12 protein-coding genes are annotated in these 13,432 nt (G+C 57.8%); 5 read left to right on the top strand and 7 right to left on the bottom strand.

The features are described 5' to 3' along the window. The first annotated feature begins 257 nt into the window (after nt 1-257). Genes I6L34_RS05925 through rlmM form a run of 4 tightly spaced genes read left to right on the top strand, consistent with a single transcriptional unit; the run spans nt 258 to nt 3,325 of the window. Nucleotides 258-1,178, top strand: a complete 921-nt coding sequence (locus I6L34_RS05925; RefSeq protein WP_005338622.1) for a transcriptional regulator GcvA — start codon at nt 258-260, stop codon at nt 1,176-1,178. Further along, nucleotides 1,171-1,800 (top strand): alpha/beta family hydrolase, encoded by a 630-nt coding sequence (locus tag I6L34_RS05920; RefSeq protein ID WP_216956156.1) that lies wholly within the window; start codon nt 1,171-1,173, stop codon nt 1,798-1,800. The genes I6L34_RS05925 and I6L34_RS05920 overlap by 8 nt, the downstream gene beginning before the upstream one ends. A gap of 51 nt (nt 1,801-1,851) precedes the next feature. Further along, a complete protein-coding gene (locus tag I6L34_RS05915; protein ID WP_058052208.1) occupies nt 1,852-2,238 on the top strand; it encodes a DUF423 domain-containing protein in 387 nt (128 codons plus the stop codon). Next, on the top strand, nt 2,231-3,325 hold the full coding sequence (gene rlmM, locus I6L34_RS05910) for a 23S rRNA (cytidine(2498)-2'-O)-methyltransferase RlmM (RefSeq protein ID WP_139405780.1): 1,095 nt from the start codon (nt 2,231-2,233) through the stop codon (nt 3,323-3,325). Before I6L34_RS05915 ends, rlmM begins: the two co-directional genes overlap by 8 nt. An 80-nt stretch (nt 3,326-3,405) precedes the next feature. Here rlmM and I6L34_RS05905 read toward each other — a convergent pair whose 3' ends face one another. The 7 genes from I6L34_RS05905 to queF all read right to left on the bottom strand — a co-directional run bounded on the left by I6L34_RS05905 (nt 3,406) and on the right by queF (nt 12,618). Continuing rightward, nucleotides 3,406-3,864: a hypothetical protein gene (locus I6L34_RS05905; RefSeq protein WP_005349721.1), complete on the bottom strand. Its 459-nt coding sequence runs from the start codon at nt 3,862-3,864 to the stop codon at nt 3,406-3,408. A 117-nt stretch (nt 3,865-3,981) separates the two neighbouring features. Continuing rightward, nucleotides 3,982-4,989, bottom strand: coding sequence for an isocitrate dehydrogenase (locus I6L34_RS05900; RefSeq protein WP_005349723.1), 1,008 nt, complete (start codon nt 4,987-4,989; stop codon nt 3,982-3,984). Nucleotides 4,990-5,148: 159 nt separating this feature from the next. Further along, nucleotides 5,149-5,949 (bottom strand): flap endonuclease Xni, encoded by an 801-nt coding sequence (gene xni, locus I6L34_RS05895; protein WP_069554286.1) that lies wholly within the window; start codon nt 5,947-5,949, stop codon nt 5,149-5,151. A gap of 135 nt (nt 5,950-6,084) precedes the next feature. Continuing rightward, nucleotides 6,085-7,440, bottom strand: a complete 1,356-nt coding sequence (gene ppnN / locus I6L34_RS05890) for a nucleotide 5'-monophosphate nucleosidase PpnN (protein ID WP_005338611.1) — start codon at nt 7,438-7,440, stop codon at nt 6,085-6,087. 148 nt (nt 7,441-7,588) lie between these two features. After that, entirely contained in the window at nt 7,589-9,193 is a 1,605-nt protein-coding gene (locus I6L34_RS05885) for a diguanylate cyclase (protein WP_216956153.1), read from the bottom strand. 83 nt (nt 9,194-9,276) lie between these two features. Beyond that, complete coding sequence (locus I6L34_RS05880; protein ID WP_216956150.1) at nt 9,277-11,559, bottom strand: hypothetical protein; 2,283 nt, start codon at nt 11,557-11,559, stop codon at nt 9,277-9,279. A 210-nt stretch (nt 11,560-11,769) separates the two neighbouring features. Further along, nucleotides 11,770-12,618 carry an NADPH-dependent 7-cyano-7-deazaguanine reductase QueF gene (gene queF / locus I6L34_RS05875; RefSeq protein WP_204420413.1) on the bottom strand — a complete coding sequence of 283 codons (849 nt, stop codon included), beginning with the start codon at nt 12,616-12,618 and terminating at the stop codon, nt 11,770-11,772. Nucleotides 12,619-12,808: 190 nt separating this feature from the next. Here queF and syd point away from each other — a divergent pair, with 190 nt between their 5' ends. After that, nucleotides 12,809-13,357, top strand: a complete 549-nt coding sequence (syd, locus tag I6L34_RS05870; RefSeq protein ID WP_216956148.1) for a SecY-interacting protein — start codon at nt 12,809-12,811, stop codon at nt 13,355-13,357. The last annotated feature ends 75 nt before the right edge of the window (nt 13,358-13,432 follow it).

Genomic DNA, 13,432 nt, shown 5'->3' with positions numbered 1-13,432 from the left:
TGGAGGCGCCAAACACATTCAGATGACAGACTGGGTCAAACCGGTGAGATTTGAGCCCCTCTTCCCGCAGAGGAAGAAACACAACACCACAATCGCAGTCGAAAGACTCACTAAAAACACATGTAAACCAACACGTAGTAGAAAATGTGAGCCATATGACGACTGATTGCTGGGCGAATTATGTTTATTCACTGGTCGACCCGCAACCGACAAATTATAATGCGCCCCATTAGAAAAACTCATCGTCGGCTGGTGTCATGTCTCGTCGTTTACCCCCGCTCAATGCCCTCAAGGCCTTTGAAGCAGCGGCTCGTCACTTAAGCTTTACCCGCGCAGCAGAAGAGTTGTTTGTGACTCAGGCTGCCATCAGTCACCAGATCAAGGCGCTGGAGGAGTATCTTGGCATCAAGCTGTTCCGCCGCAAAAATCGCTCCTTGTTGTTGACCGAAGAGGGGCAGGGCTATTTCCTGGATATCAAAGACATCTTTGCCTCCATCTCTGAGGCGACCGACAAGCTGCTGGCCCGCAGTGCCAAGGGGGCGTTGACTGTCAGTTTGCAGCCGAGTTTCGCCATCCAGTGGCTGGTGCCGCGGTTGGTCAAGTTCAGCGAGCGCCACCCCGATATCGACGTGCGGATCAAGGCGGTCGATCTCGACGAAGGGTCGCTTACCGATGATGTGGATGTGGCTATCTATTACGGGCGCGGCAACTGGCCGGGTCTGCGCTCGGACAAGCTGCATACCGAATACCTGATCCCGGTCTGCTCCCCCTTGCTGCTGACCGGGCCCAAACCGCTGCGTACGCCGCAAGATTTGACTCTTCATACCCTGCTGCACGATACCTCCCGTCGCGACTGGAAGGCCTGGTTCCGCCAGCTCGATATCGATGCACCCAACGTCAATCAGGGGCCCATCTTTAGCCACTCCACCATGGTGATCCAGGCGGCGATCCACGGCCAGGGGGTGGCGCTTGGCCACAGCGTGCTGGCACAACCCGAGATTGAGGCCGGCCGCCTTATCTGCCCGTTCGAGCAGGTGCTGGTGAGCAAAAATGCCTTCTATCTGGTGTGCCAGGAGCAGCAATCGGATCAGGGCAAGATCGTTGCCTTCCGCGACTGGATGCTGGAGCTGGTGGAGCAGGAAGAGGCGCGTCGCAGGGCAAGGCTCGCCGATGCCTGATGTGATCCGCGAGGGGGCAATTGATGCCCCCGTTCGCATTTTGCTGGCCCACGGGGCAGGCGCGGGGATGGATCATGTCTTTCTTGCCGAGTTGTCACGCCTGCTGGCTGGCCCCGACATCGAAGTGGTGCGCTTCAACTTTCCCTACATGACAAGGCGTGCACAGGATGGCAAGCGCCGCCCGCCTGACAGGGCGCCTGTGCTGCTCGCCCATTGGCACGACATGATCCGCGAGTTTGCCCATCCACGACTCTTTCTGGCGGGCAAGTCGATGGGCGGGCGGATGGCGGCGGAACTCTATCGTGAAGGCGAGGGTGAGATGAATGCTGCAGGATTGCTCATTCTCGGGTATCCTTTCCACCCTCCGGCCAAGCCCGACAGCTGGCGAGGCGAGGTACTCAAGCATATTGCAATGCCAACCCTGCTATTGCAGGGGGAGCGCGATACCTTCGGTAGTCGCGCCGAACTGGCCGATTTCCCCTTCTCACCCGCCGTATCGGTCCATTGGTTGACCGATGGTGATCATGGTTTCAAACCGCGTAAAGCCAGTGGCGTGAGTGAGCAGGAGAATATGCAGCATGCAGCTGCGGCCATCAGCCATTTTGTGGCCCAGCATGGATAGCACGATAGGGTTGGTTTTATTGCCAGCCGTGATGAGAGAGGGATTGTGAGGATGCAGATCCATCGACATTGGCTGATACTGGCCGGTCTCTTCGGGTTGACGGCCACCATGCTGGGGGCTTATGGCGCCCATGGATTGGCGGCGACCGGCATTACACCCGAGCGTCTGGCGGCATTCAATACCGCCGTGCAATATCAGTTTTTTCACGCATTGGCCCTGCTGGTTCTGGGCTGGTGTGGTGTGCGTAGCAAGGTGATCCACCTGGCTGGCACCGCTTTTGTGCTGGGGATCATCGGATTCTCCGGCAGTATTTACGCCATGGTGCTGCTTGGCAGCAAGGGGCTGGGGTTGATTACTCCGGCCGGTGGCCTCTGTTTTATGTTGGGATGGGCGGCCCTGATCTGGGCTGGCTGTCGTCTTGGAGGAAAAAATGAATAATCTGCTGCTTTATTGCCGCCCCGGTTTTGAGAAAGAGGCGGCAGCAGAGATCACCGAGCGTGCCGGTAACATGCAGTGCTACGGTTTCGCCCGGGTCAAGGACGACAGCGGTTATGTGATCTTCGAACTGTATGACGAGGAGCAGGCGGACCTGCTGGCTCGCAAGCTGCCATTCCGGGAGCTCATCTTCATCCGCCAGATGCTGGTGGTCACCCATGAGCTGAAGGAGCTGGATGTCGCGGACAGGATCTCCCCGATCCTTGAGGCTGTGAGTGACTACACCATTTGCGGTGATCTGCGGGTCGAAACCGCGGACACCAACGAAGCGAAAGAGCTGTCGGCCTTCTGCCGCAAGTTCACCGTGCCGCTTCGTCAGGCGCTGCGCAGCAACGAGATCCTGACCAAGAAGGAGACGCCAAACCGTCCGGTGTTCCACGCCTTCTTCATGGCCAATGATCATGTCTTGCTGGGCTACTCCTATTCGTTCAACAACTCCGGATTCCACATGGGGATCCCGCGCCTGCGCTTCCCGGCCGATGCGCCGAGCCGCTCCAGCCTCAAGCTGGAGGAGGCGTTTTACGTGTTCGTGCCGCGGGAAGAGTGGGATGTGCGTCTCTGCTCAGGCATGAAGGCGGTGGATCTGGGTGCCTGTCCGGGTGGCTGGACCTATCAGCTGGTGCGTCGTGGCATGATGGTGACGGCGGTCGACAACGGCATGATGGCCCAATCCCTGATGGATACCGGTCAGGTCAAGCATATCCGGGATGACGGTTTCGTCTGGCGTCCGAGCAAGAAAAACACCTACTGGCTGGTGTGCGACATGGTCGATAAACCGGCGCGGGTCGTTCACATGATTGCGGACTGGTTCCGTGAAGGTGACTGCCAGGAGGCGATGTTCAACCTCAAGCTGCCGATGAAGAAGCGTTATGCTGAATCGGTACACAATATCGAGGTGTTGCGCGAAATGCTCAAGGAGATCGACAACGCGTTCGTGATCCAGGCCAAGCAGCTCTATCACGATCGGGAAGAGATCACCGTGCATGTTTACAACAAGTACTGGGTCTCCAAACTCGAGCCCAAGGCGTGATGTAGCAGTTCTGCCCGTACGATAAATACCAAGGCCGACAGGGAAACCTGTCGGCCTTTTGCTATTCAGGGCTCGAAAAATCAGAAACGGTAATCGAGGCGCAGGGAAGATTCGTCGTCGGTCACCTTGATCTCTATCTGCAGCGGGATGGTTTTGTCGACCGGATTGAATTGCATCTTTATCCCGTCTCCTCTCAGCCTGAGGGCGGTGTTCATTCCGCCAGCCTTAAACTTGACCTTGGGTCTGAAGCGTTCGACCGACAGACTGACGCTCTTTTCCGGGGTCAGATTAAGCTGCGGGTAGGAGGTGATCTTTTGATTGCCAAAGTTGTCGGTGGAGACTTCAATACCAAACGACAGGGGTTTGGGTGCCTTGAGCAGGTCGTTAGTATTCAGGCTCGAGCGCCATACCTCGGTGGCAGTCCGTTTTTCCTGCTGTGGCAGTTTGGCAGTTTGGGTCTGTTGATCCTGCTCGAAAGCACTTGCAGTACCACACACCAGCATCAGACCCGAAACCAGATAGCACCCGTATCCCTTCATGAAAAACACTCCCTGTTCTTCTTCTCTATTGAACATAGTTGCTGTTTGGGGAGTGGCAAAGGATTCGGAAATATAAAAAAGGGAGCCGAAGCTCCCTTTTAAAATCAATGAATTAACTCACAAACGATCGATGATGGCCTGGGTGAATTCGCTGGTGGAAGCCGTGCCGCCCAGATCGCGGGTGACCCGATCACCAGATTCGATGGTAGCTCGTACCGCCTCGCGGATCCGCTCTGCTTTATCCTGCATGCCGAGGTACTCCAGCATCTGAATGGAGGCAAGGATCACCGAGGTCGGGTTGGCGATATTCTTGCCAGCTATGTCAGGCGCAGAGCCGTGGACCGCTTCGAAGATGGCCGCGCCATCGCCGATGTTGGCGCCGGGCGCCATGCCAAGGCCGCCGACCAGACCGGCGCAAAGATCCGAGAGAATGTCGCCGAACAGGTTGGTGGTGACCATGACATCGAAACGCTCCGGGTACATCACCAGGTTCATGCAGGCGGCATCGACGATCATCTCTTCGCTCTGGATATCCGGGTAGTGGCTGGCGATTTCACGTGCTACTTCGAGGAACAGGCCGGAGGTCGATTTGAGGATGTTGGCCTTGTGGATGATGGTGACCTTCTTGCGCCCTTCCTGACGGGCCAGCTCGAAGGCGAACTTGACGATACGCTCAGCCCCTTCGCGGGTGATGATGCTCATCGCCTCGGCGCTCTTGTTGTCATCACTGCGCTTCTGACCTGCACCCGAGTACATCCCTTCGGTGTTTTCACGCACAGTGATGATGTCGATGTTGTCGTAACGGCTTCTGGTGCCCTTGAAGGAGATGACCGGACGCACGTTGGCGTAGAGGTTGAACTTCTTGCGCAGGGAGACGTTGATGGAGGTAAAACCGCCGCCGACCGGTGTGGTCAATGGCCCTTTCAGGCTCACCTTGTTCTTCTCAATCAGATCCAGGGTAGCCTGGGGCAGCAGCTCGCCATGCTTCTCGAGGGCAACCAGACCCGCATCAGCGTATTCGTACTCAAAGTCACAACCCGCATGGGTCAGGATCTGGATGGCTGATTCTATGATGCTGGGGCCGATGCCGTCGCCGGGGATCACGGTAATTTTTCTTTTGGACATGAGAGGGTTCCACTTCCAGGGTATAGGGGAGGATGGGGCTGCTTTATAGCATTTACTCAGCAAACCAACCACATTCCTTTACATTCTACTCACTTTTATCAACAGCGAGGGTGAGTCTCGTCATGGTTCACGCCCTTACCTGCATTTTTGTTCGGCACTTTAGTCTGGCTGGGGCGGGTAGCGGATGTCCCGCAGGTTGAATCCCAGCGGAATATCCCGCTGCAAGTGCACCAGCCGCTGGGCCAGCAGGGCCTCATCCTGATGCTGGCGCAGTTTGATCAGTGGCTTGGCGGCGTCCTCTTGCTGGCAGACCTCGAGCATGGCTGCCAGAGTGCCATATTGCTGCAACAGCTGGGTGGCGGTCTTGGGGCCGATCCCCGGAACCCCCTTGATATTGGAACCGCTGATACCGGTCAGGGCCCAGAAGTCGACCAGCTGATTAGGTGCTACCCCATATTGCTGCTGGACGAAGGCGGCATCCAGCCAGCGTTTGTTGAAGTAGTCGCGCACCCGGATCTGCGGGCAGATCAGTTGGCAGAACCCCTTGTCGGTGGAGATGATGGTTGCCTGATGGCCATGGCTGGCGATGCCGCAGGCGAGAGTGGCGATAAGGTCATCCGCTTCATCGGTCTCGGAGAGCAGGGCATCGACCCCGCACTCCCAAAAGGCATCCTGCAGGGTCGCCAGCCCTTCACGCAGTTCGGGGGGCATGGGAGTTCGCCCCTCCTTGTAGGCCGGATAGACCTCTTTGCGCCAGCTATGCACCTCGCCATCAAACACGGCAATGACATGGGTCGGTTCGCTATTGGCCAGCAGCTTGCGGCAGGTATTGATAAGGTTGGCGCGGGTTGCAACCAGCGCCTGGGCAGGGGTCAGTGCCTGCTGGGCCTGTACCGCGTGCAGACGGCGAATGAGGTTGAGGGCATCGATGATGAGCAGGTGTGGCCGGATAGTTGACATGGGGCACTCTTGGCGGTCGGGACGCCCCATTGTAACAAACCGCTCGCCTTATGGGGGATTGATGGCGGTTGGGAAGGCATAGCGCCAATAAAGAGGGGCGCCGATGCGCCCCTCTGTCGATGATGTATCTGTACCCTAGCGGACGATTTCGTAGCAGGGCACATACTGACTGCCCGGCAGCTTCATCCGCTGCTGCTTGACGAAACTCTCCAGCAGCTTGTCCATCAGGTGCATCAGCTCCTTGTCGCCATGCAGCTTGAAGGGGCCTTTCTTCTCGATGGCGCGAATGCCCCCTTCCTTGACGTTGCCGGCGACGATACCGGAGAAGGCACGACGCAGGTTGGCGGCCAGCAACTGGGGCGGCTGGTTGCGGTGCAGATCCAGACTGGCCATGCTGGCGTGATCCGGCTCGAAGGGGAGTTGGAACTCCGGCTCAATCTTGAGGGACCAGTTGAAAGAGTAGGCATCGCCGACCGATTTGCGATATTCGCGGATTTTCGGCATCGCCTCCTTCATCACCCGGGCCACTTCCGGTGCATCGCCGACAATGATCCGGTAGAGCTTGGTCGCCGGTTCACCCAGGGTCGCCTTGATGAAGTCGTCGATGGCTCGGAAGTAGTCGGCACTCTCTTTCGGGCCGGTCAGGATGATAGGCATCGGCTGCCGCTCGTTGGCCGGATGCATCATGATGCCGAGCAGATAGAGCAGCTCTTCGGCGGTGCCGACCCCGCCCGGGAAGATGATGATGCCATGGCCGAGGCGCACGAAGGCTTCCAGCCGTTTCTCGATATCCGGCAGGATCACCAGCTCGTTGACGATGGGGTTGGGCGGTTCGGCCGCGATGATGGAGGGCTCGGTCAGGCCGATGTAGCGCCCGTTGCGCACCCGCTGTTTGGCATGGCCGACGGCGGCCCCCTTCATCGGGCCCTCCATGGCGCCAGGGCCACAGCCGGTACAGATGTTCAGCTCACGCAAGCCCAGTTCGCTGCCCACGGCGCGGGTGTACTGGTATTCGATCTCGTTGATGGAGTGGCCACCCCAGCAGACGATCAGGTTGGGATCGGCGCCGGGCAGGATCACCTTGGCGTTGCGCAGAATGGCGAACACCACGTTGGAGATGTGAGTGGAGTTGGTCAGATTGACCTGGCGGTTGGACTCGAGCTGATTGGAGACATAGAGAATGTCGCGCAGCACCGAGAAGAGGTGCTCCTGAATGCCGCGAATGATCTCGCCATCGACAAAGGCGTGCTCGGGGGCATTGAACAGTTCCAGCTTGACCCCGCGCTCGCGCCGGATCACATGAATATCGAACGATTTGAAGCGCTCCAGGATCTCCTTGGAGCTGTCGGTATGGCTACCGGAATTGAGCACTGCCAGCGAGCAGTTGCGAAACAGTTGATAGATATCGCTGGAGGCAGTCTGCTTGAGGCGATCCACCTCGAGCTGTGACAGCAAATCCATGCTGCCAACGGGATTGATGTGCGTAATCATAGGTTCCCCTTTACTCACTTGTTATCGTTGTGTTTTTCCCTGGGGAGAAAAGGGGACGCTATGTTGCATCCCCTGAGATCGATAGTAGTGGTAACAGAGGGTGGAGGGAAATAGGGCGACGACTGTTCGCTGTTTTTTTAGCCGCTTGTCAGGCCAGTGTCACTTGATCCCGACCGGTGTGCTTGGAGTGGTAGAGCGCCTTGTCCGCCCGCTCGAACACATCTGACGGGTTATCCCCATCCTTGAACAGGGTTGCGCCGATGGAGATGGTGATCTCCACCTTGGCATCGCGAAAACGGAACGGGATGCTCTTGATGGTCTGGCGCAGGGTCTCCAGCGGCTTCTGGAACTTGTCCGGGTTGATGTTGGGCAGCAACACCACGAACTCTTCTCCACCAAAACGGGCGATGAAGTCGGTATCACGCAGTGCACTCTGCAGCGCTTTGGCTACTACTTTCAACGCCTTGTCACCCGCCATATGGCCGTAGTTGTCATTGATGTTCTTGAAATGATCGATGTCGATGATCGCCATGCAGAGTGGAGTGCGGTAACGAAGCCAACGTTTGTACTCCTGCTCCAGCCGTTCATCGAGGGCAGCCCGGTTGTGCACCTGGGTCAGGCTGTCGAGGAACAGCTTGTGTTTTTGAATGGTCAGCCGCTTCTTGTACTCGGCGGTCTCCTCCTTCATCAAGCGCAGCTTGGACTCCATGGTGGAGAGGCGGGTGAGCAGGTGACGTTCCCGTGCTGCGGTACTTTCCCGTTCTTGAAGCAGCAGGTTGATGGCGCCCATATGGCCGGAGATGGCGCGCTTGAGCGCATCGATGGAGTTATGGTTGGCCAGGGAGTGATCGATCGCCTGCAACTCGTTGACCAGCGCCTCGCGGGTCTCGCGGGTTTCGTTTTGCAGCGCACGCCCCTCATCGAGGGATTCGGTAAACCCGACATGTACCGCGGACAGGCTCTCGTTGAGGGAGCTGAGGAAGGCGCGGGAGGCTTTACGCTCCTCACGGGTGCCTTCGATGATGAGCTCGATCACCTGCAGGCAGGTCTCCGCCAGCAGGGCAGGGTTGATCCCGATCAGCAGCTGACGGCGAATATCGCTCAGGCTCTCGCCGATGGCGCCGGCAAAGTCGAGTTCGGTGATAAGCCGCTGCAGCTCATCGGCGATACGGGCGTGATCCTTGAGATCAAACGGGTCTACATCGTTGTTGGCAATATCGCTTTCTTGTTGAGTTACACCTGACGGTGTCAACAGGGGCTGGCTTGGCAGCAGCTGGATCTTGATCGCCTGCTGGTAGAACTCCAGCAGCTTGATCACCTTCTTTTGGTGATCGGCAATGCCGTAACCGGCGGGACTTGCCAGAAATTCCTTGAGGGACTTGCGGGTCTCTTCCGGGAAGCCCTTGATGTTTTTCAGCTGTTTGGAACCAAGTTCGATGGCGGTCTGGGTCAGGGTGATCGACTCTTCCAGCGCATTGCTGTGCTGCTGCAGCAATTTTTCAATGGCCAGCAGATCCTCGTCTAGCGCGGTAAATGCGGGATTATTATCCAGTTTCTGCTTGAGCTTGGCGAAGCGATTGTCCAGCTCGCGGTCGAAGCCACGGCAGGAGAGCATCAACTTGTTGATAAACTGAATACCGCGAGCACGCTCTGCATCAGAAAACGACAGCACGCCGTCGAGTTCCAGCTGTTTCTGCTGAAGGGATTCCCTGAGTCTTGCCAATTGTCCTGCTACGGCAGCGATGTCATTCATTATCAGGTCGCCCTGTTGTCATTATTGTTTTTGGTGTTGGATAGCAACAGTGGTCGAACTTGGTTTCGATCCTCGCCTGTTATCTACATTATTTCCTGGTGGTTATCGGCTGCCGGCTTCCTTGCAAGGCTGGGCCAATTAACCCATTGCTTTTCATGAGAAGAATTGACTTTTACCAGTCCCTTGTCAATTGCCATCAGGCCGCATTGCCACACATCTCCATTAAAAAATGCCGCTTGTTGGCAATCGATCGCCGCCAGCTCCAACCAGGCGTTTTGCTGGCATTTTTCACTGAGCTGAATGGCTCCCGACAGGGCGAGATAGCAGAGGTCAAACAGGCCATTGTGATCGAGCGCGGTCGCCGCTTTCGGCAGGAAGGGGTGACTGACAATCCCGAGGCTGATCTGGCGATCCAGCGGATAGTTGCAAGGGAAGGCGGCGATGGCGGTCAGCAGGTCTCCCGCCAGTTGATGCAGGTTGGTGACGTGACGCTGTGGCACCACATAGAGCATGTGTCCTTCACGCAAGTCATAGATACGGCCATCTTGCGGGGTCAGGGTGTCCATATAGGCACCGAAGGCCTGCTCGATTTCTCTGCTGGCCTGATAGCCGTGGCGCTCCAGCGTGTTGACCAGGAAAGGCACCCGGAACAGCAGATAGTGCAGCTTGTCATCGAACTCGCTGGAGGGCTGTTCGCTGAGGTACCAGCGATCCGATTTCAGCTGGCGCTTTGCCATCTCCCGGGGCCAGCGGTTCATCAGCCGCTGCCAGTTGGCCAGCCCCGAGCGTGGCTCGATCAGCAGGGCTTCATTGGTCCGTTTCAGTTGCAGGCGGGCAGTACGCAGCTTGAGCCAGAGGGTGAAGAAGAGGTAGATAAAGAGCGCCAGCAGCAGGCTGGTGGTGATGCTCGACCAGAGATAGCGCTCCTGCTGATGCTGGCTGTTGTTAAGTCGCTGCTCCAGCTCCTTGATATGTTGTACCCGCTCGACCTGAACATAGTTGTCGCGGATCGCCGCCTGCTCCATGGCCTGCTCCTGCTGGCGCACCTCCTCGCCAAGACGGTGGAAGCGCTTGTAGCTGTCGAGAGCCTGACGCAGATACCCCTTCTGCTCGTAGGCAAGCGACAACAGGCGAAATACCTCGTACTGGCGGCGGGTATCGCCGAGCTGATTGGCCAGTGCGCGGGCGTTCTCCAACTGCAGGATGGCGATGGCGGCCTCCTGCTTCTTCAGATAGAGCTCGCCGAGCAGCAGCAGGGTATCGATCAGCGGCTCTTTGGCATCGCTCAGTTCGTGAGACTGACGGGCCGCATTGAGGTAGTTGCTGGCCAGCGAGAGGTTGCCGCTTTGCAGGTAGGTTTTGCCAATTTCATATTTGAGCAGGGAGGCTTGTGGTCGGTTGCTCCCCTCATCGAGCAGATCCAGCGCATTGAAGAAGTAGACCAGCGCCATATTGAGGTCGCCCTGCTCGCGGTTGAGTCGCGCCAGCACCATCAGGGAGTCGCACAGCAGGGAAGGGTTGCCGATGGAGTGGAAGTAGTTGGCCGCCTCATTGGCATACTGCAGCGCTTTCTGGGGCTCCTGCTCCTGCTGATAGAGTTTGACTATCTGGTTCGACAGCAGGCCGAGAAAGAGCGGGTCGTTGAGGCTTCTGGCCTGTTGCTGGGCATCGATATATTCCCCCAGTGCCAGCTGTGGCTGCTGCAGCGCGCGATAGAGGTCGCCGCTGATGGCGCTGACCCAGGCACTGGCGAGGGGATTGGGGGTCTTGGCGGCCCAGATCCGCGCATCTGCCAAGTGGGCCTTGGCATCATCGAAGTGCTGGTTCTCGATGTCGTAGCTGGTGCGTTGCAGGCGGCCATAGATCTGCAACTGGCTCTGCTTGAGCGTGGGGACGGCCAGCTGCTCGTCCAGCTGATCCATCAGGGCGCGGCTGGTGCTCTGGTTATCCGGTTTGAGGGCCTGACTGCGGATCTTGAGATAGAGGCCGTGCGCCTTGAGTTCCGGTTGCCGCTCTTTGTCTGCCAGCGCCATCGCCTTGTCGAGCGCTTGCTGGGTGGCCTGATATTGACCCAGTTGCAGCAGACACTCCCCTTTGAGCAGATGGGCGCCTATAGTCTGGGCCGCCGTGCTGTAACTCAGGATGGGCTCGCGATAACCGAACTCCTGGCGATTGCTGATGATTTGCTGGGGATTATTGGCTGCGCGCGTCAGGAAGGCGGTGGTGATCTGGACGCATCTGGCAGGATCGGTCAGTACCATCGATTGCGCTTGTTGCAGATCGATAGAGAGTTGCTCCTTGTCCAGATCCAGATTCGGAGCTGACAGGGAGGACATCATCATGGCCAGAAAAAACAGTTGATTCATTGGATTAAGGACGGCGCAGAGGTGTTGGCATGTTATCCAAGCCCCCCCCTGTGAGTCCAGCGTTTACTGTGGTTTGCTGGTGGCCGGCAAGTGGGTTTCGTCTGGATTTTATTATCCAGCACCCTTATCCCTGCTGCGTAAAGCATCGATTGAAACCTTTTTGCCAGTCATGGAGGGCAGTGCGACTGCCCTCTCTGTCGCAACTCGACTTTATTGGCGGATCAGACGCAGGTTGGCGGGCACGGCTTCGAAATCGGAGCGGAACGGGTTGATGTCGAGGCCGCCGCGGCGGGTATAGCGGGCATAGACGGTCAACTGTTCAGGCTGGCAATAGTGCTTGAGGTCGATAAAGATCCGCTCGATGCACTGCTCGTGGAACTCGTTGTGCTGGCGAAACGAGATGAGATAGCGCAGCAGCTTCTCCCGATCGAGTTTCGGCCCCTTGTAGCGGATCACCACAGAGCCCCAGTCCGGTTGGCTGGTGACCAGACAGTTGGATTTGAGCAGGTGGCTGTGCAGGGTCTCCTCGACCAGCTTGCTACCGGCTGCCCCTTGCAGCAGGGACGCATCAAACTCGTAATTGTCTACCTCGATATCCTGCTCATCGATGCACTCGCCAGGCAGCTGGGCAATCTGGTGCGGTGCCTTGTCGAGGGGGAACAGGGTCACCTTGACGGTCTCGCCCGCACAGGCACTCAGATCCTTGGTCAGCATGGCGGCGACTGCCTCGATAGAGTCGCAACGGGTCTGGTTGAAGGAGTTGAGGTAGAGCTTGAAGGATTTGGATTCGATCAGGTTCGCACTGGTGGCAGGAATGGTCACTTCCCCCACCGCTACCATCGGCTTGCCCTTGGCGTTGAGCCAGGAGAGCTCATAGAGGGTCCAGACATCGCAACCGCTAAAGGGCAGATCATCGCCCAGCTGGAGATCATCCCGGTTCAGGCTGCGGGGAACCGGCTGCAGCAGGGAGGGGGTGTACTGGCTGATGTAATCGGATTGCTGGCCCAGGCTCAGGCCGGTCAGGGCGCTGGCCCCGGCGTATCTATCTTGTTTGCTCACAGGGTTGCTCACGTAATGTGCTCATGATGAGTGGAATGAAACGGGCCATTGCAGGGCCGGATGGTTGCAGCCGTTTGGCTTGGGCATCGGCCTCTCTGTTTCCCGGGCCGCAAGGTCGGCTGGCAACCTTGTCTGTTACCGGGTTTGGTGGTGCAATAGCGGACTTTGCCAGCAATTGTGGGGATTTTCGATGTCGGATCAAGTTTTGTCTGCCCTGGAGCACTTTTTTGCCCGCTGGCAACGGGATGGCGAGGCCAGACGAGGCCTGCCCCTGTGCGAGTGGGAGGCGGATTGGCGTTCCCCCTGCCAGCTTGGTGAGCCCGCCGATGGTCGGGTGGCCTGGCGTCCTCACCATCGCTCCGAGCCCGCCGACTTTACAGCCATGGCCGATGCCCTCGAGCTGACAATTCATCCCGGCGCCATTGCCCTGTTTGGCCACTGGTTCAGCCGCCCTGTGCCCTGCCTCTTCAAGGGGCTGCGCCTTGAACTGATCTTGCCGTGGAACGACGCGGATCTCGACTTGCTCAAGGAGAACCTCATCGGCCACCTGCTGATGTTGCGCAAGTTAAAACGAACCCCCTCCATCTTTATTGCCACCACCCGCAACGAGATGACGCTCATCTCCCTTGATAACGAGAGTGGTCAGGTGTGGCTGGAGTGGCTCGATTCCGGCCGCCGTCTGACGTTGGCGCCCTCCTTGCCGGCGTTTCTGGAACGGCTGGAGACGTTGCCGCAATAGCGCCGGTTCGAGCCAAGGTTACTCATCGGAACGAAAAGAGCCTTGCCATGCGGCAAGGCTCTTTTTTATGGCGGC

This window comes from Aeromonas sp. FDAARGOS 1404, assembly GCF_019047085.1.
GTDB lineage: Bacteria > Pseudomonadota > Gammaproteobacteria > Enterobacterales > Aeromonadaceae > Aeromonas > Aeromonas veronii.
Note: the sequence above shows the minus strand (reverse complement) of the source record. Positions and strands in the feature narration are given on the sequence as shown.